Origin of the sequence: Vibrio sp. 10N.247.311.12 (genome assembly GCF_041467515.1) — a bacterium.
GTDB lineage: Bacteria > Pseudomonadota > Gammaproteobacteria > Enterobacterales > Vibrionaceae > Vibrio > Vibrio crassostreae_C.
Genome location: NZ_JBFSUV010000009.1, coordinates 1 through 20,758 on the forward strand (window position 1 = coordinate 1; position 20,758 = coordinate 20,758).

Annotated in this window: 10 protein-coding genes and 1 pseudogene; 10 read left to right on the forward strand and 1 reads right to left on the reverse strand. The window is 44.9% G+C overall.

Annotated elements, in window-relative coordinates; translation table 11 throughout:
* Nucleotides 1-20 precede the first annotated feature (20 nt).
* The 10 genes and pseudogenes from AB6E30_RS05850 to dbpA all read left to right on the forward strand — a co-directional run.
* A pseudogene (locus tag AB6E30_RS05850) lies at nt 21-176 on the forward strand (Ig-like domain-containing protein); the annotation flags it as partial.
* A 21-nt stretch (nt 177-197) separates the two neighbouring features.
* Nucleotides 198-10,475 carry an Ig-like domain-containing protein gene (locus AB6E30_RS05855; protein WP_372102968.1) on the forward strand — a complete coding sequence of 3,426 codons (10,278 nt, stop codon included), beginning with the start codon at nt 198-200 and terminating at the stop codon, nt 10,473-10,475.
* A gap of 33 nt (nt 10,476-10,508) precedes the next feature.
* The gene (locus AB6E30_RS05860; RefSeq protein ID WP_372102930.1) at nt 10,509-12,668 is read left to right on the forward strand and encodes a type I secretion system permease/ATPase; all 2,160 of its coding nucleotides are present in this window, start codon (nt 10,509-10,511) and stop codon (nt 12,666-12,668) included.
* Nucleotides 12,661-13,986, forward strand: coding sequence for an HlyD family type I secretion periplasmic adaptor subunit (locus tag AB6E30_RS05865; protein ID WP_372102932.1), 1,326 nt, complete (start codon nt 12,661-12,663; stop codon nt 13,984-13,986). The genes AB6E30_RS05860 and AB6E30_RS05865 overlap by 8 nt, the downstream gene beginning before the upstream one ends.
* 34 nt (nt 13,987-14,020) lie before the next feature.
* Nucleotides 14,021-15,334 carry a TolC family outer membrane protein gene (locus AB6E30_RS05870; RefSeq protein WP_102321358.1) on the forward strand — a complete coding sequence of 438 codons (1,314 nt, stop codon included), beginning with the start codon at nt 14,021-14,023 and terminating at the stop codon, nt 15,332-15,334.
* Complete coding sequence (locus AB6E30_RS05875) at nt 15,334-15,972, forward strand: OmpA family protein (RefSeq protein ID WP_017059473.1); 639 nt, start codon at nt 15,334-15,336, stop codon at nt 15,970-15,972. The genes AB6E30_RS05870 and AB6E30_RS05875 overlap by 1 nt, the downstream gene beginning before the upstream one ends.
* Nucleotides 15,972-16,916, forward strand: coding sequence for a PstS family phosphate ABC transporter substrate-binding protein (locus AB6E30_RS05880; RefSeq protein WP_017059474.1), 945 nt, complete (start codon nt 15,972-15,974; stop codon nt 16,914-16,916). Before AB6E30_RS05875 ends, AB6E30_RS05880 begins: the two co-directional genes overlap by 1 nt.
* A gap of 210 nt (nt 16,917-17,126) precedes the next feature.
* The gene (locus AB6E30_RS05885; protein ID WP_017071598.1) at nt 17,127-17,714 is read left to right on the forward strand and encodes a hypothetical protein; all 588 of its coding nucleotides are present in this window, start codon (nt 17,127-17,129) and stop codon (nt 17,712-17,714) included.
* A gap of 217 nt (nt 17,715-17,931) precedes the next feature.
* Nucleotides 17,932-18,840, forward strand: coding sequence for an aldo/keto reductase family oxidoreductase (locus tag AB6E30_RS05890; protein ID WP_017064347.1), 909 nt, complete (start codon nt 17,932-17,934; stop codon nt 18,838-18,840).
* A gap of 148 nt (nt 18,841-18,988) precedes the next feature.
* On the forward strand, nt 18,989-20,368 hold the full coding sequence (dbpA, locus tag AB6E30_RS05895; RefSeq protein WP_017064348.1) for an ATP-dependent RNA helicase DbpA: 1,380 nt from the start codon (nt 18,989-18,991) through the stop codon (nt 20,366-20,368).
* 140 nt (nt 20,369-20,508) lie between these two features.
* On the opposite strand, the gene AB6E30_RS05900 is transcribed toward dbpA, so the two are convergent.
* On the reverse strand, nt 20,509-20,682 hold the full coding sequence (locus AB6E30_RS05900; RefSeq protein WP_017064349.1) for a hypothetical protein: 174 nt from the start codon (nt 20,680-20,682) through the stop codon (nt 20,509-20,511).
* Between the last annotated feature and the right edge of the window lie 76 nt (nt 20,683-20,758).

A 20,758-nucleotide genomic window follows, 5' to 3' on the forward strand; every position in this document is an offset into this window, starting at 1 on the left:
GTCAAGAAGTTACTATCACCATCACCGATGTTGATGGCAAGTCAGAAAATTATACCGCGACAGTCACTGGTGGCGAATGGACTCTCACAAGTCAAGATTATTCAGCCTTCGCTGAAGGCACTTTAACGGTAGAAGCCACGGTTACAGACATTGCGGGCAATACAGCGACCTCCAGTGACACAGTTGTCAAAGATACGTTGGCGGACATCAGTGTCAATTTCGATGGTTTTGGTGACGAGTATTATAACTCCGCCGAGGTCAGTAATGGCGCATTAGTTGGTACGGTGACCAATGTTGAAGATGGTCAAGAAGTTTCAATCACTATCACTGATGTTGATGGCAAATCAGAAAATTATACCGCGATAGTTTCTGGTGGTGAATGGACATTAGTCGGCCAAGACTATTCGGGTTTTGCAGAAGGCATTTTAACCGTTGAAGCAAGTGTCACGGACGTTGCAGGCAATATTGCTACTTCTAGCGATACCATCGTCAAAGATACGTTGGCGGACATCAGTGTGGATTTTGATGGTTTTGGTGATGAGTATTACAACTCTGCCGAGGTCAGTAATGGCGCATTAGTTGGCACGGTGACCAATGTTGAAGATGGTCAGGAAGTTTCCATCATTATCACCGATGTTGATGGCAAGTCAGAAAATTATACCGCGACAGTCACTGGTGGCGAATGGACTCTCACAGGTCAAGATTATTCAGCCTTCGCTGAAGGCACTTTAACGGTAGAAGCTACGGTTACCGACATTGCGGGCAATACAGCGACCTCCAGTGACACAGTTGTCAAAGATACGTTGGCGGACATCAGTGTCAATTTTGATGGTTTTGGTGATGAGTATTATAACTCTGCCGAGGTCAGTAATGGCGCATTAGTTGGTACGGTGAACAATGTTGAAGATGGTCAGGAAGTTTCAATCACTATCACTGATGTTGTTGGCAAATCAGAAAATTATACCGCGATAGTTTCTGGTGGTGAATGGACTCTCACAGGTCAAGATTATTCAGCCTTCGCTGAAGGCACCTTAACGGTAGAAGCTACGGTTACCGACATTGCGGGTAATCCAGCTACTTCTAGCGATACCATCGTCAAAGATACGTTGGCGGACATCAGTGTCAATTTTGATGGTTTTGGTGATGAGTATTACAACTCTGCCGAGGTCAGTAATGGCGCATTGGTCGGCACGGTTACCAATGTTGAAGATGGTCAAGAAGTTACTATCACCATCACCGATGTTGATGGCAAGTCAGAAAATTATACTGCTACGGTCACCGCTGGTGAATGGACATTAGTCGGTCAAGACTATTCCACTTTTGCTGAAGGCACCTTAACGGTAGAAGCTACGGTTACCGACATTGCGGGCAATACAGCGACTTCCAGTGACACAATAGTCAAAGATACGTTGGCGGACATCAGTGAGGATTTTGATGGTTTTGGTGATGAGTATTACAACTCTGCCGAGGTCAGTAATGGCGCATTAGTTGGCACGGTGACCAATGTTGAAGATGGTCAGGAAGTTTCCATCATTATCACCGATGTTGATGGCAAGTCAGAAAATTATACCGCGACAGTCACTGGTGGCGAATGGACTCTCACAGGTCAAGATTATTCAGCCTTCGCTGACGGCACTTTAACGGTAGAAGCCACGGTTACCGACATTGCGGGCAATACAGCGACCTCCAGTGACACAATAGTCAAAGACACGCTGGCGGACATCAGTGTCGATTTCGATGGTTTTGGTGACGAGTATTACAACTCTGCCGAGGTCAGTAATGGCGCTTTAGTTGGCACGGTGACCAATGTTGAAGATGGCCAAGAAGTTTCAATCACTATCACCGATGTTGATGGCAAGTCAGAAAATTATACCGCGACAGTTACTGGTGGCGAGTGGAGTCTCATTGGTCAAGATTATTCAGCCTTCGCTGAAGGCACGCTAACAGTAGAAGCTACGGTTACGGACATTGCGGGTAATACTGCAACTTCTAGCGATACCATCGTCAAAGATACGCTAGCGGATATCAGTGTCGATTTTGATGGTTTTGGTGATGAGTATTACAACTTAGCCGAAATTACTAATGGTGCCTTGGTTGGCACGGTTGAGGATGTTGAAGACGGTCAAACGATCACTATTACCCTTACCGATAGCCTTAATGTCTCCCAAGTTTATACGACCACAGTAGTTGGCGGAAATTGGACGCTGACAGGTCAAGACTATTCGGGGTTTGCAGAAGGAATCTTAACCGTAGAGGCTAGCGTTACGGATGTTGCGGGCAATACTGTTACTTCTAGCGATATAATCGTTAAGGATACTCTGGCAAGTATCACAGCAAAATTCGATGATGCCGACAACATACTCAACACTGAAGAGGTTCAATCTGTTCGTCTACAAGGTGTTGTTAAAAATGTAGAAAATGGACAGCCTATTACCGTCACAGTTTCGGATAGCAATAATCAGTCTATCACGTTACAAACCGTAGTTGTTGCAGGGGCTTGGAGCATCGATGATGTCGATCTGTCTGCATTTGCGGATGGCAACATTACCGTAGAAGCAGTTACCGTTGATATTGCAGGTAATGAAACAACGGGCACAGACTCGACAGGAAAAATTGATACCGTCCCACCTGTTATCGATATTGATACCTTATCTGGTTTCAACATCTTAGATTTTCGTAGTGGTGATTTAACCACCATGCAGGGTACAACCAATGTTGCAGAAGGTTTACCGGTTTACATTGAAGTAAACGACGGGACTCAGACACTGGTGTTCGAGGGAGTTGTTGATTTCGCAGGTAACTGGGTGGTGGAGAATATTGATATATCTACCTTAAATTCTTCTGCGGAATGGACGATCGACGCAAAAGTTTTCAATACAGTCGGCAACGAAGCCATCGATGACATGCCGACGATTATTCTTCCTGAATCAGTGGTGTTTTCGGAAAACATCATCGGTATTTTTGGAGACGAAACACAAACTTCTGATATTAGGATCGATTTTGCGGACTTCTCGTTTAGCGCAGATCAAACTATAGCTGAGTCATTAACCTCTCAAAGCCTGTCGATCACTATCGCGGTATCGTCTAACAAGCAAAGCCTTATTGGAACCCGAAGCGATGGCCAAATTGTGTTCGACGCTTCAATTTCTGGCAGCAACGTAAATATCAATTTTTATAAGGCGATTGACCAAGAAGCAGGATTAGATTCAATTCAGACTGCGCTGGTTATTGAAGGTTTACAAACGGATGCGGACGGCACTACTGAGCTCGTCATCGGTCATCTACCTATAGTGGTCAAAGACTCGGAACCACTCATTTTTGATGAGTCTTATGAAGTAATTGAAGGTGAGGTCACGTCAGGAAATGTACTGAATAATGATATCGATCTTGATACACAGCTGACAATAAAAAGTGTTGAAGTTGATGGGACGACACAAACAATATCCGGGAGTGCGCCAGTTTCTTTTACTTTGGATGAAGGTGTTTTGACCGTTTTTTCCAATGGTCATTGGACGTTCGTCGCCAACAGAAATTTGGACCACACCGTAGCTCAAAACATCACTTTCAACTATGTTGCAGGCGACAGCAGTAATGACTTCGGAAGTGGCACTGCGGTGATCGATATTTTTGATGGTGATGCAGGGTTAGTTGTTGATGGGACAACAACCAGCTCTGAAGGTGATGTGTCTGATGGAGTTCAAACTGTCGTTGGTCAGTTTACCGTTTCCGCTGGCTCAGATAATCCAGATCCTGCTTCTATTGTATTTAATGCTAATACTCTGGTGCAGCTAGACGCCTTGGGCTTGACGACCGGAGATGAGAAGTTCCCTCTAACCTACACGTTAGCGAATGATGGTAAAACGATTACCGCGCAAGCAAACGGTGAAACGATATTCACGCTAACGTTGAGTGCAGTCGCTAGTGGTATCGATGTTCTAGCAGATGTCACATTAGTGTTAGAGCAGCCTATAAACCACCTGTTCAGCAATGACTCCATCACCCTGCCACTTATTATTGATGGAACGGATTTAGATGGTACTTCTTTAGAGCAAGGGCAATTCGATTGGATCATCCAGGATGGAGCCGACCCAATATTAACTTCAACTAGCAATGCTGCTGTGGACGAGTCAGATCTTATTCACGGCAGTGTTTCAGATACTGGCACTTTCAACCTCAACGTCGGAAGTGACTTTGTTGAGTCTGTATTTTTTGATGTTGGAGATCAGCCGCAGTTGTTTAGTGGGGGCGTACAGATCATCTATGTAGTCTCTGCAGGCGGAAATGAACTTACTGGTTATGTTGGCTCTGAAAGTGCTGAAAATAAAGCGTTTACCTTGAGCTTCACCTCTTTGTCAGGTGAGGCCGATACTGATGTCACTTACACCTTTGAGCTATTCAAGGGGCTCGACCAAACGAATGGAACCGACCAAATTCCTTTTGTCATCACAGCAAAAGATGATGACAACGATGAAACCAAATTAGCCTTAAATGTGTCAGTGACTGATGGCGGTGAGCCAACGATTGGTTCTGGAACGGTTGAACTGAGTGAAATCCCTGTAGCTGATAGCACGCTGTCGGGAGTTGGATCAACAGCAAACGTGAGCTTGGCGGTTACCGCTGGTAATGACCCTCTTGTTTTCTTAGGGTTGGATGTGATCACTGGCCAAGCTGTTCTTGATAGCGATGGTGTTGCGGTAACCAGCAATGGTGAAGCGTTGACTTGGCGTGACAACGGAAATGGTACATTTGATGCTGTTCTTGGCAATGGTGATGCTGTTTTAAAAATCAAGCTTCCAGATGACTTTAGTCTTGAATCAAATGGTTCGACAAATGTTGATGTTGTTATTGAGCTATATCAGTCCATTGATCACGGCTCTGGTACAAAAGACACCGAGCTGACAATACCAGCTGCTATCGTCACGATTGACTCTGATGGATCAAGAGATACGCAAGAATCCGACATCAAAATATACGACGGTAAGGATCCTGCATTCTCGATTGTAGGCAGCATATCTGTCGATGAAGATGGACTCATTGGTGATAAGGAACAAACAGGGACTGAAGAACCAAGCCCATCGATAGCGATTATTCAAGGATCGGACGATATCGCATCCGTTTCAATCAACATCGATGCTTTTGATGCCCTCGGTTACAGCAGTGGCGGACGAGCGATATCCTTGCAAGAAGCGAATGCCGATGGTTGGTATTACGCTCAAGATACGTCGGGTAACGATATCTTCCGAATTCGTTTTAACAACGATGGCACAACAGAGTTCAACCTATATGCACCTCTTGATCATGCAAATGCTGATGGAGAGAATAATCTAGCCCTCAATTTCGAACTGACAGTCAACGATGCGGATGGAGACAGTTCTGATCCTGCCATTTATATAGTTAATGTCACGGATGCCATTCCAACTTCACGAAGCGGTTCTATTGAAATGGTTGAGGGTGATGACCTCAATGGACAGTTCCTAACGGAAGAGTTCGCAGGTGCCGATGGAGCAACTATTGTAAGTTTCGATTATCGCGGTACTACCTACACCTTTGTGGATGCTGATACTCCAATAACCATTGATCTAATCAACGATTTTGACAGTGGTAGCGTATACGGCCAATTTACCCTTTCACCTGATGGTAGCTATCAACTAACCACGAATCCCAATGTAACGACCAATCCTGCCGATCCTAAGATCGTCGATGATATTGATTATTTGGTGCGAGATGCCGACGGCGATGAAGTGGTAAGTAACGCGGAGCTCATACTGGATGATAACGAAGGCTTTATTCGTTATGAAGATTCAGAAACCACAGAAGATAACGACGCCATTATTGTTGTGAGTGTTTCTACTGGAGACGTGGACCAAAGCGAAACTGTTGCTGCTATTGAATTCTCAGAAGATTCTTTGCAAGGCGGTAGCCTGTATTTAGATGGCGTATTGCTTCAAGTGGTTGATGGCAAGGTGACGCTTTCAGGCAATCAGTTAACAGCGATTGACAGTCAGTTTACCGGCCCGAATGGCCAGTTGACTTATCGACCAGCACTTCATGAATCGAATACGACCTCAACGGTTATTCTAGCGATCAACGCGATCATTAGTACTGACACGGTTCCAAAAGAGCTGACCGCAGATGTTTCTGTTTCTGTTTTACCCGTAGCGGATGCCCCGGATTGGTCCGATTCTGTATTTACATACCAATCCGTAGAAGACGACGCAGATCCAATTAAATTAGATATCGCCGCTCAGTTGGTTGACCAAGATACATCTGAAGAACTGTCTTATACCATTAGCGGAATTCCAGATGGGTTGAATATCACCTTGAATGGTAGCGCCGTTAAAGAGGGTAAGGAATACACCCAGACCCAAATCGACAAAATGGAAATCAGAGCCGATGAAAATCTAGCGGGTCGATTCGAGTTTGAGATTACTGCGATTGCAACCGAAGCGGGAAACACCTTCGCTGACCCCGATGATAAAACTGCCGATATTGTTAATACCGTAGTTGTCGAGATTTCAGCGGATGCGGATACCCCAATTTTATCTGTCAAAGATTACAAAGGTCTGGAAGATGAAAGCATCTTCCTAAAGAACGTAATCAATGGTGCGTTGACTGATACTGACGGTTCTGAATCGTTAAGTTACCAAATTGAAGTACAAGACGGTTGGGTAATTCAAGGTGGATTGTTTGACTTAATTGGCCCTAATACTTATCTCGTTTCTGCTGAAGCGATAGAGAATGGCACCGCTTATCTAATACCAAAAGAAGACATCAGTTCCTTTACGGAAAACCTATTTATTAACGTGACTGCCGTTTCTTATGAATCGACAGTTGACTCGTTAGACCCTGTTAATGTGACCGCACTTAGCGATACCAAAACCATCAATATTTTCCTCAAAGGTGTCGTCGATGAGCCGATTGTTGTGGATGGTGGCAATGCGCACTGGGAATATGACAGCGATACAAAAATTATCAGCAATCAATCTGTCCTCAATGAAGATGGTTTGATTCGTCTCGATTTTGTAGTCCAAACCTCAGATGACGATGTTTCAGAAGAAATTAATATACTCTTGACCAATATTCCTGATGGCACCTTGCTGGTGGATTCATTGGGTGAGCCAGTGTCATTAACCATCGCCTACATTGACGATGTAACAGGGCCAGTATTCCAAGTCTCTAACGCCCAACTGAATGATTTGTATCTCAAGCCAATTCCGGATTTTAGTGGCGAGCTAGAGCTAACTGTTACTGCTATCTCGACAGAGCCTGATGGTGATTCGGGCGAGTTTCCGATGACGTTGAAAGTAGAGTTAGCGCCCGTTGTTGATCAAGAAGATGGTCAAACAGTTAGCACTCAAGGTATTGAAGACAGCCAAATTGGATTGAATCTAGAGCCATCAGTGAATCAAGATGTTGATGGTAGTGAGTCTTTAACGGGTTATGTGATTGATAGCCTTCCTGCTGACCTGACTCTCTATTTCGATGGCAGTGTTATTGATGTGCCGGTTTCAGGGTTAGATTTAGAAAGTTTATTAGACTCTACGACGCCAACACTGTCCGAACTTTTAAGTAGCGGAAGACTATCCGTCACCGCTACTGAAGATTTGAGCGGTACATTTTCGGTCCCAATTACCTATGAAGTTACCGACACTTCGCCGACAGGCGCGACTGATGTAAAGGATATTTTAGGATCAATCAGTGTCACTGTAGATGCAAGGGTCGAGTCAGATACTCGTTTGGAAAGTTCTGGTCAGCTATACCTCAGTGAGGACGGTTCTCCAGTCAACGTGTCGGATGCAGTTACTTTTGTTGACGCAGATATGGATGGCTCCGAGTACTTAGATTATATCTTGATCGATGTGCCTGATGGCTATTCGCTGATTATCGATCACCCCAACGGAGCCGCTCAAGATGTTTCAGGAAACTGGATTATCTCTGCGAACGGTCTTACGAGTGACTCGATCCAAGAGTTGGCGCAAGAAGTCTTGAGCGGTATGACGATCTCCAGCCCAAGCGATACACCCGTTTTAGATATTGTGGTTCGTGCTCGTGTGATTGATGGTGAAGATTCAAAGTATATTGATACTTCATTCCAAATCCAGATCACTGGCCATGACGGCGGTGGCGGTTCTTGTGACCCTGTTGGCCCACCAAGCCCGATTCAACCCGATGGCGAAATTAAAACACCTGAAGGGGAAGATATTGATCTCACTGGCTTGCTAAACACCGATGTTGGCAGTGACCCAGACAATACGATCTCTTTCTATATTCCTGCCGATTCTCTTCCTGAGGGCGTCGAGATTTCTGGTGATGGCGTTATTGCTGAATATGATGCATCTGGCGAAGTAGTCGGTTACTCGATTACTGCCGATGGTCTCTCGAAACTGACGTTAACTGGATTGGATGAGGATTTCGCTGGATGTATTGATTTCACGATAGAGACGATTGAAACCTCACCGTGTAATGGTGAAACCGTAACGACAGCTCAAACTATTAGTATTCAAGTCTTGCCTGTTGTGGATGACATCACCGTTGCCACGGATTCGACAACGATTCAAGAAGACATCGCCACGGATCTTAATCTTGAGCTTGTTCTTGGAGATAGCGTTGAAGACGGTCAGTTAATCACGGGTGAAGGCAATAGTGCTACTGGCAAGGAGACAGTTAACTCTCTGACCATCACAGTATCAAATGGTGTAACACTATCGGAGAGTCCTGCTGATACTGGCTTGTTGGTTGATAACGGCAATGGTACTTGGACGGTAACGGATCCTAGCCGCTTGAGTGATGTGTTGGTAACGCCACCTGAGCATTACAGTGGTGAAATTACCCTCACTGTGACAGCAAATATTACCGACAAAGCGGATTGCGTAACAGAAACGGATACGCAAGATAAAACGACTGTGGTCACGATCACCGTTGAGCCAGTTGCTGATGCGGCGAACTTGGTGACAGAGGATATAGTCGGCGACGAGGATAACTACATTTCATTGTCATCACTTAGCGCAGAGCTCATTGACCAAGATGGTTCTGAAAACATGTCGCTTTCGTTAAAGGGAGTTCCTGAAGGCGCAGTTGTCGCTATTAAAATCGGAGACAACTATGAGTTGGTTCCAAACAATGGTGCTGATGGCGGTACCTTCGATGGAAACCCTACCTATAAGTGGCAGTTAGATCCAAGTCAGTTATCTAATCTAGTCATTCTGCCACCAAGAGACTTTAGTGGTGACATTAATCTGTCTCTAGAGGCGATTACTCAAGAAATTGGTACGACGGATATCCGTTATACACAATCTGAATTTACTGTAGGTGTTAACCCTATAGGTGACAAAGTTGAGTTCTTCGATTTACCTGAACAGCTCACTGGAAGTGAAGATGATGGCATCGTGATTCCTCTTGATGCCAATAGCTTTGAAACTAACAGTGATGAGTTTTTAGCAATTACGGTAACAGTGAATGGAACTTCGGACCCATCAGGGTTAGTTGGGTTAGACCGAATTCGAATTGGATCAGAAACCAGTTCTTTCACCAGTGTTGGTGGCATCATACAGGCGACTATCCTCGTTAAAGCAAGTTCTGTTGATGAGCTCGAATTCTTTGCAGGCGATGCGTTTGGTAACCTCGATATTACGATTACCGGCCGAACGGTTGATCAAAATACGGTACTCGGTGAGCTAGTGGTCGACACGGGTGACCCGAGCTCGCAAGACATGACGCTTATTATCACACCAGAGCCTGATGCACCGTTATTGAGCGTTGAATACTCTTCGATCGTGGCAGAAGCAAGTGGCACGATTCCTCTTGGTTTAGACCTTTCTCTTGTAAACCCTGCTGATTCAGAAGTGGGCTTCATTACAATTTATGATATTCCCGCAGGTTTGACGTTCTCACACGGCTCTATGGTCGATGGTCAATATGTGGTGGACTTGGCAGATGTACCGAATCTAGCGATGACAGGTGGCTATGATGGCGTTGACCCATTTGAACTCACCATCGAACCTTCTGCTGAAATAGGCAACAACCAAGCGGTAGGATTACCTCAAACGGTATCGGTTGAATTTGTTGCTGAAGGGGACTCTACGATTACCGCGACAGATGATAACGACCTGCTGATTGGCGGGACGGGCTCAGATAATTTTGTGTTCGCATCTTCAGGTTTAGGGAGTGCTGAAGCACCAAGCTACGATGTGATTCAAGATTTTGATGCGTCTCCAGATACTGATGCAATTGACCTCTCGGGTATTTTGGGAAGCCTAGGGCTTAATACAGGGCTAGGGGCAACACAATATCTAGATTTAGAAGAATCTGGTGAAGGCGTGACCATTTCTATTAAACCTAATGGCGACGAAGACGTTCAACAAAACATCTTAATAGCCGATGTCACGTACGACGATCTGTATCAAGGTGACAGTAGCAGTGCATTAGAAGCACAAATTTTACAAAAAATGATAGAAGACAATAATTTAACGCTGTAAGTTGGATGTACAGTCTATAAAAGGAAGTTTAGATTGGTAGAACAAAAAGACAGCTGGCTAGGTTGTGTTGAATGGTTATGTGAGCATTTTAATGTTCGCAGCCATCCTTCCAAAATAGTGTCTGGCCTACCTTTAAATGAAGGAAGGCTCAATGAATCCCTTTTCCCAAGAGCCATTGAGAAATCGGGGTTAACTTTGAGCCACGTTAAAAAAGAATTACTGACTCAATGTCAGTTCCCCGTTGTTGCTGTTAATTCTGCGACAGGGAGTCCCTTTGTCGTCACTCAAGACTCCGGTGGCCACTTTCAAGTATTGGATTGTGAAACCAATTCAAGCCAAGAAACATCGTTAAAAGACTTGGTTGCTCAAGTGGAATCGTATGTGTGGCAAGTGGGTGCTCAAGCGCTTGATGATGCGCGTGTTCAATCCCATGAACGTAGCGAGAATAAGTCCAACACCCGTTGGTTATGGCGTGTTGTCAAGGAAGTAAAACCCTGGTACAGAGACCTGTTTATCGCTTCATTCTTGATCAACTTGCTCGCGCTAGTCGTGCCTCTTTTTACCATGAATGTGTACGATCGTGTGGTGCCAAACCAAGCGTTTAACACGCTTTGGGTGTTGGCGGCAGGCGTTGGTATTGTCGTTATTTTTGATTGGGTGTTGAGAAGCTCACGAAGCTCTGTGACCGACATGGCTGGGCGCTATATTGATAACAAGTTGTCTTCTCAACTGTTCTCTAAAGTCCTTGGTATGAAGCTGGAAAATCGACCTCAATCGGTAGGCGCATTTGCCAGACAGCTTCAAGATTTCGATAGCGTGAAAGATTTCTTCACTTCTATTTCTTTGGTTACTTTAGTCGACCTGCCATTCACCTTGTTATTCCTATTCCTTATCGGCTGGCTCGGTGGTGCGATGATGTTCATCCCTGTCGCGATCATGTTGGTCTTGATTGTGCTGAGCATTGCGATGAAAGGCAAAGTAGAGAAAACATTCGATGAAACCGCACGTCTCTCTACACAAAGACAAGCACAGCTGTTTGACTGCTTAACAACCCTTCCGGACATCAAGCAAAACAACGCTGAGGGAATCACCCAGAAACGTTGGGAACAGACGATTTCATCGCTCTCTCAATGGCAGACTCAATCTCGTCATTACTCTAACATTGTGACTCATTCTATTCAGTCGAGTCAGCAGATCGTCACCATTACTCTCATCATATTCGGTGTGTATCAGATCTCTGAAGGCTTGCTGAGCATGGGTGGCTTGATAGCGGTGGTGATGTTGAGTGGGCGTGCTGCGAGCTCAGTGAATCAACTTTCTCTTTTAATGTTGAGGTTCCAACAAACCCGTTCGGCAGTTGAAGGTCTCAACCAGATCATGGACTTACCGCAAGAAGAATCTAAGCACCAAGTGATCGACAAGGGTGATTTTGCTGGTGGAGTTAGATTAGATGATGTCACGTTTACCTATCCTGATACTCAAAGCCCTGCATTGAAAGAGATTTCTCTTGATATTAAGCCGGGCGAGCGAGTTGGTCTTGTCGGTGCGGCAGGCGCCGGAAAAACCACACTTTTATCGATTGTGGCTCGTCAGTATTTACCAACAACAGGGCAAGCTTTTTACCAAGAGATTGATGGACAATTATGGCCTACCAGTGTCTTGCGTAGCGGTATGGGGTGGGTTGGACAAACCACTAATCTTATCTTTGGCAGTGTTTACGACAACGTTACTTTGGGTGCGATCAACGTTGATGAAGAAAAGCTAAGACAAGCGCTGCAACAGTCGGGTTTGAATGGTTACATGGGGCGCCTAAGCAATGGCCTTGAAACACCTGTCGGTGAGAGTGGTCGGTTACTTTCTGGTGGTCAGCGCCAAGCTGTGGCTATCGCAAGGGCGCTTTATCGCTGTCCAAAATTACTGATCATGGATGAGCCAACCAGCGCACTTGATAATCAAGCCGAGATACAGTTCTTCAATGCACTTCAAAGTATGCCAAGAGAAACTTCAATGCTGATCAGCTCACACAAATCTTCATTCTTGATGATGTGTGACCGAGTGGTTGTGTTGGATAAAGGTCAAATCGTAGCTGAGGGTGAGCCAAAAGATATCCTCTCTCTACAGAAGAAAAGTGTACCTAAAGGTACGAGCCGCTTTAAGACGGTATCTGTGGTGAAGGGAGGTCGTCATGAGTAATGATATTCAATGGACCAACAACCACTTGGCATTCCGCTCTCGTAAGCTGATTTGGTTGAGTGCTCTACTCATTGTCTCAATTATCGGTTGGGCTACGTGGGCAACATTAGAAGAAGTCGTGATCGGTGAAGGTAAAGTCGTTCCAAGCCTTTCGGTGCAAACCATTCAGAGCTTAGAAGGTGGACTGGTTCAAGAGATCATGGTGCGACAAGGCCAATCTGTAGTGAAGGGGCAACCTCTAGCTAAGTTAGAAGACACACGTTTTAAGGCGGCTTTTTTAGAGTCGGCTCAACAAGCGGATACCTTACTGGCCCAACAATTAAGATTGAAAGCAGAGCTGTCGACCGTTGTTTTAAATAACGATGCAAAACAGTGGTTTGAACGAGTTATCTTGGTGCCACAAGATATTGTCATCGATGTATCGAGCCATCCGGCATTAATGAACGCCAAAGCCAACTATCGAGAACGTTTAGGTCAGTTGAAATCGGAACTGGAAGAGGCGGCACTTCGCATTGAGCAACAAGACCAAGCTCGTGTCGATACGTTTAACAATATCCAGACTCTTGAAAGCAGCCTCGAGATTGTGATTCGTGAGCGCAACATGCTGAAAGACGTGGTAGCGAGCGGTGCTGTTGCGGAAGTTGAGCTACTTAAACTCAACCGTGATGTAGTCAAACTCAAAGGTGATATTGCTAGCTCAAAAGTAGCAGCGCAGAAGCAGATAGCTGCCTACTCAGAGTCGATAGCGGATCATCGAAGTATCGCTTTAGATTTTCGTACCAAAGTGCAAGGCCAGTTGAATGAAGTGGCGAGCAAGATAGCGCAGCTGAACGAAAGCCAGCAGGCGATTGCCGACCAACTCAAGCGTACTGAAATTGTCGCGCCCGTTGATGGCACAGTCAAAGAGATCTTTGTGCGTACCATTGGTGGTGTAGTTCGTCCCGGCGAGCCGATCATTGAGATCATTCCATCAAACAGTGACCTGATTGTTGAAGCGAGAATCTCTCCGCAAGATATTGCGTTTGTTCATAACGGGTTAGGTGCAACAGTGAAATTCACGGCCTACGATTTCGTCATTTATGGCGGACTTAAAGGCGAGGTGATTTACGTGAGTGCCGACGCCTTACAAACGGAAGACGGAAACGCCTATTATCGTGCCCATATTCAGTTAAACGAAGACCAGCAACAAAACTCTGCCTTTAGCATTATCCCAGGGATGCAAGTCGCGGTCGATATATTAACCGGAGAGAAAACAGTATTGAGTTATTGGTTAAAACCTATTTTACGAGCTAAGGAAAACTCACTTCGTGAACGATGAAGTGGGTTAAAGCATAAATATAAAAGGAAGTGTAATGCATTCAAAATTCTTACTCTCTTCGTGCTTGCTAATGAGTGGGCTGTCTCAAGCAGCTTCATTAGAAGAGTCCGTGGCCTTTGCCATCGACTATAGCCCAGAGATATTGGCGCAATACTCCCGATACCAATCGGTGGTCAGAGACGGAGACGCGGCGAGTGGTTTGTATATGCCGCAAGTGAACTTGTACGCGGCAGCAGGTTATGAAGAAACGCGCTACAACAGTGGTAGCAAACTTGATAGCGATGATAGAGGCCTAACGAGAACGGAAATTGGCGTTAAAGTATCCCAGTTACTATTTGATGGTTTTAAAACCACATCGAATGTCGATCGACTGACGTTCGAAGCAGAAGCTGAGCGTCTAACTCTGATTTCGCGAGCTGAAAACGTATCGTTAGATGTGGTGAGAAATTACCTCGATATCCTAAAAGCAGAGACGCTACTTGAATTGTCTAAGCGTAATGTAAAAGAGCACCAAGAGATCTATCAAGATATCCAAGATAAAAAGAGCAAAGGCTTGAGTAGCAACTCGGATCTGGCTCAAATCTCCGCCCGTGTCGCGACCGCGCAGTCTTCACTTATCGCCGCTCAGAACAACCTGTTTGATTTGCAAACTCAGTATCTACGCTTGGTTGGCAAACCTGCGGTGAACTTGGTTTACCCCCGGTTTGATTACGCTCTATTACCAAGCTCAGCACAGGTCGCACTTGAACAAGCTGTCGAGAATCACCCTGAAATCAAAGCCTCTTTGCTTGATATCGACGCGGCTCGTAAAGAGATGCGCCGCGAGAAAGGGGATTACTACCCAGAACTAAAACTTGAGCTTCATGCCAATAAGAATGACAACGTATCTAACCCGCCAGGCGGTGTCGATGAAGATGCACGTATCATGTTGACGATGGATTATGACCTGTTTAATGGCTTCTCTACCGACTCCAGGGTTGAATCGTCAGCTTGGCGAGTGGAAGAGGCAAGGGCGATCCGATTACGAACAGAGCGTGAGGTTCGAGAAGGTACACAACTGGCTTGGAACGCTTACAAAATGCTTGAGCAGCAAAAATCCTTACTTCAACAGAATGTTGATGCAGCGAAAATTGCAGAGCTTGGCTATATCCAGCAATTCAATGTTGGCAGACGAAGCCTTCTTGATGTACTGGATGCAAAAGTAGAAGTGTTTTTGGCTCGAAGAAACTTCATCAGCACTGAATATGATCAAACGTTAGCGGCTTATCGAGTGTTAAATGCGATGGGTATGTTGACGTATGCGTTGAGGATTGAACATCCAGAAGAGTGGCAAGGGGAGAATAAGTAATGAGATATTTTAAACTAGCGCTACTTAGCTCTATCTTGCTAATGGGATGTGCAGAAACGCCTGATACGACAATGACACGCCACCAAATTGATGACTTAGCGGATAATGACCGAGATGGTGTGATTAACCAGCGAGATCTATGTGCCGATACGCCAGAAGGTGTAACGGTAGACATTAAAGGGTGTGCTAATTGGAAAATTGTCGAAGATGTTGAAGTATTAAGTGTGGCATTTGATTTTGATAAGTATGACCTTAAACCTGATCATACCGCTGTATTAAATGAGTTGGTGCGTTTACTAGGAGAGCAGCCTGATGCTTCGGTTACCTTGGTCGGAGATACCAGTGCTGAAGGTACAAACGTGTATAACAAAGCATTGGCCAAGAAAAGAACGGGCGTGATTCGAGACGCATTGATTGATAGAGGCATCAATGGTGAGCGAATCTTTGAACAAGAGTTTACTCAGATAACCAGCTTAACTCAGCATCTTCACAAGCGTAAGCGTAGAACGATCGCGGTGATTAAAACAGAAAGCATGGAAGTGAACCCATCTTGGAACATCTTCACTTCAGAAATGCAGCTCGATAGTAATAGCGATGTTGAGTCTAAAACGTCGATTGATCCAGTAGGAGGCCAGTAATGAAATGTCTAGCTAATAAATCGGGCTTGCTGCTTGCTGCTGTACCTGCGTTGTTCTCTGTATCGACATTTGCGAATGATGCCAGTGACATTGGTTTGGTCGCGATTGAGCCGAATATGCAGGGGCTTGTAGAAGATCTGCTTAAGAGCCAAGAGATCGACTTAGAAATCTTGTTGAGTGACAGCGTCCCAGAACAGATGATCATGCAGCGCTCGCGTGTTGGTATCACTTCCAAAAAGTGGACTGACAAAGAGATGGCAAGGTTTGATATGCGTTACGGTTATAGGCCAACAGAGCTGATGTTTACCGCTGACGTGATTGCGATTCTAGCCAATGAAAATAACCCTGCGACATCAATCACCGTCGCTGAATTAATTGATGTGTTTGGTTGTTCTAACGATCCTAAACATCCAAAATGGTCAGCAAGTAGTGATATTCGTAACGGTGAAAGCCTAGATACTCATATGTTGCCCTTTGCCATTGATCACAACCTGAAAGGCCATACTACCTTTTCAAGTTGGGTCGAATGTGGAACAGAAGGAGAATATGCCCATACTCAGTTCTTAGCGGATTTACCTGATCTGATTAATAAGATTGAAGACGAAGATGCCGCCATTGGTTACACCGTTTACTCAGATCAGATCTCTGATGTGAAATGGTTGAGCGTGGTTGATAACCTAGGTGTGAACTACGACCTAAACAAAGAAACGATCCTCTCTGGTCGTTACCCGTTAGCAACGGTTTATTACATGTACTTGAATATTCCAGCGCATCGCAAAGGCTTTACGGAACAAGAGGAGTTTTTTGTTGGGCTTACCTTGTCACAAGATCATCAAGTCGTTTTGAACCAATACGGCTTCATCAGCTTGCCGCCAGAAGCTATTCAACGTAACAAAGTCAGATTGTCGCTTGAAGAGCCTGCTATTGAAGGTGGCTACAAGTAATGGGTATGTCATGTTGTAACTGTTGTGGGAGAGTGATATTCTCTCTTTCGTAATGGTTCTCAACGTGACGGATTACGTTATTCGGTGATGAAATTATCTAGCGGGCATGTATGCCCGTTTTTTTTCGCCTAAAATTTGCGACTCGAGCAGTTGTTTGTCGTTTGGTCACGTATAATGGACACTTCATATAGCGCTAAATAAGCCCAGTCGATGAAAATCTTTCAAGTTCTAATCTTGCCTCTAATGCTGTCCCTCAATGCTATTTCATTTTCAGCGCAAGCAACCGAAAGCTGGTGGCTAAGAACAGTATTTAACAGCAGCCCAAGTCTGCCGAATTCTCAAAACTATATTAATGATATCGAGTTGATGGATTGTGGTGAGATCGAAGGTACTTTGTTGTGCAGTGACTTAACCCAATATTACGACCTGGATGTGTATGTTGAACTGGAGTTGGGGGACTCAAGTGTCGAAACGGTTCGCTTAAACCTGCCATATTCGGACCTAAGTTACACAAAGCTTCAGGCATACCTTCGCCAAGATGGCTTTGCTCTCAGTTCAATTCGTATTGGTGAAGATGAATTCGATGTTACAGCTCAACTCGAACAAGCTCGAAATGAAGGTGTTGGTTTCGATAAGGTGGATAAACAGCTGGTCGAATTCATCAACGCGCCTCACGGTTCAGCAGAGCAACTGAGTGTGTGGAATGTGCCTAGCTTATCTTCTTCTAGCTCTACTTCTCCTTGGATTCAGTTACAGAGTGATGGTGACAACTTAACGGTTGAACTTAATCGTTTTTAATTGCTCAAATTTATAGATAGTTTCGTTATTTATTAGGCTAAACAAGCCTTTCAGGAGAACGGCTCGCGGGCAGACAGCAAGTTATAATTCATTTAAGTGTTCGTTTTTCTGCGGCTCTCACATTTTTAATAAGCGTTTAGCTTTGCCATTTGTTATACGTTGAGCCTTCGGTAAAACGAGCTTAGGATACGTTCAGTATTGATAAAGGAGACAACCCATGGTTGCAAGAGTAACGATAGCGCCACAAGGCCCAGAACTTTCTGAGCTGGTGCAAGGATACTGGCGTACAGCAGAGTGGGGCATGACCCCGCAACAACGCCTGACTTTCCTGAAGCAACATATTGATCTTGGCATCACAACTGTTGATCACGCGGATATTTACGGTAACTACCAATGTGAAAAGTTGTTTGGTGAGGCGTTAGCGCTTGAACCAAGCCTTCGTGATGATATTCAAATCGTCACCAAGTGCGATATCAACCTATGTGGTGACCACACTCCAGATCGTAAGATCAATCACTATGACACCAGCGCGCAGCATATTTACCAATCAGTAAATAACTCATTAGAGCACTTAGGTGTTAACGATATCGATGTATTGTTGATTCACCGCCCTGACGTGTTAATGGATGCCGATGAAGTAGCAGAAGCGTTCGCAGAGCTACACAAAGTAGGTAAAGTTAAGCACTTCGGTGTTTCTAACTTTTCACCGCGTCAGTTCGAACTGCTTCAATCTCGACTCGGTAAGCCGTTAGTGACCAACCAAGTTGAAATCAACCCATTGAACTTCGAAGTGGCTCATGATGGCACGCTAGATCAACTGCAGATGAACCGCATTCGCCCGATGGCGTGGTCTTGTCTCGGTGGTGGTAGCATCTTCAGTGGTGATTCAGCGCAAGCGGTTCGCGTTCGTGATGAGCTAGAGGCGATTCGTCAAGAAGTCGGTGCAGACAGCATTGATCAAGTGATTTACGCTTGGGTTCGTCGTTTACCATCTAGTCCAATTGCAATTATTGGTTCTGGTAAGATTGAGCGTGTGAAGACGGCCGTTGATGCACTGAAAATCGAGCTGACGCGCGAACAGTGGTATCGCGTATGGGTGGCATCTAAAGGTCACGGTGTGCCATAGAAAGCAATTCGTATAGAAGTCAAAGCCAGTTAAGTAAGCTGGCTTTTTTGTGTTCGCCTAACATGTTTCTCCAAAACTGTGATTAAGGTGGAATAATTTTCAAAAACACTCATAATGCACTCTGTTTTTCACCAGTTGGATATTTCCATTGAGCACTTCAAAATTCTCTTCAATCGCCCTTAAACCAGAGCTTCTAAACACGTTAGATTCTCTTGGTTATACTGAAATGACGCCTATCCAAGCGTTAAGTCTTCCTACTATCCTAAATGGCAAGGACGTTATCGGTCAGGGTAAAACGGGTTCAGGTAAAACAGCTGCTTTCGGTTTAGGCGTGCTGCAGAACCTACGCGTTAAGCGTTTCCGTGTTCAGTCTTTAGTGTTATGTCCGACTCGTGAGCTTGCAGACCAAGTAGCAAAAGAGATTCGTACTCTTGCTCGTGGTATTCACAACATTAAAGTGCTGACACTATGTGGCGGTATGCCAATGGGCCCACAGATTGGTTCACTAGAGCATGGCGCACACATTCTTGTAGGCACACCTGGTCGTATTCTTGATCACCTAGAGAAAGGCCGCATTGACCTGTCTGAGCTGAACACACTTGTGTTAGATGAAGCGGATCGCATGCTAGAGATGGGTTTCCAAGACGCTTTGGATGCTGTGATTGAAGCGGCGCCAAAAGAACGCCAAACTCTGCTATTCAGTGCGACTTTCCCTAAACAGATCAAATCTGTTGCAGACCGCATTATGCGCAATCCAGAAATGGTGAAGGTTGAATCAACACACGATCACTCAAGCATCCAACAACACTTCTACAAGTTAGAAGGTTCTGAAGCTCGTGATGACGCTCTAGAGCTGCTGTTGTTGCATCACCAACCGGAGTCTGCGGTTGTGTTCTGTAACACTAAGAAAGAAGTGCAGAACGTAAACGATGAGCTAAGCCACCGCGGTTTCAGTGTTATCGAACTTCATGGTGACATGGAACAGCGTGAACGTGACCAAGCTTTGGTTCAGTTCTCAAACAAAACCATCTCGATTCTAGTGGCGACAGACGTTGCGGCTCGCGGTCTTGATGTTGATAACCTAGATGCTGTGTTCAACTTTGAATTGTCTCGCGACCCTGAAGTTCACGTACACCGTATTGGTCGTACTGGCCGTGCAGGAAGCAAAGGCGTAGCGATCAGCTTTTTTAGTGAAAAAGAGATGTACCGTGTTGCTCAAATTGATGAGTACATGGACATGCCAATCGAGCCATCTGAACTGCCAGCAAAACCAATTGCTAAGCCGTACTACTCAAACATGGTTACCATCCAAATTGATGGCGGTAAGAAAGCTAAGCTTCGTGCTGGTGATATTCTTGGTGCACTGACGGGCCAAGGCGGCATTGATGGTAAATCAGTAGGTAAGATCAATCTGTTTGCAATGCGTGCTTACGTAGCGGTAGAAAGATCTGTGGCTAAAAAAGCACTGAACAAAATCGAATCAGGTAAAATGAAGGGTCGTCAATTCCGCGCCCGAATCCTGAAGTAATTCGAGACTGAATCCCTTTGCTGCGATATGTCTAATTAACGACATTGCTAATTAATGGCATTGCAGTAAAGGGTGTTCCACAAAATGCCACTTAAGTTTCTTATCTTAGGTTTATCGACCTAGTCCTCTATACCAAAGCATTATTCATCGGGTCTTATCGAATAAAGATCGTTGATATGTTTTCCTTCGCTAAGATACCAAGTCATCGCTTCCTGTCGATTGTGAACCAATATCGTGATTGTGGTTATTGAACCATCATCAAAATAACAAAGCTCATATTCTAAATCGCTTGGATGATCAGGAATAGCGGCCATAGCTTCCCTCCCAAATATCAATCATTTTAAATACGTCAACCCAACTCATTTATAGGGTTCGTATCACGTCAAATGA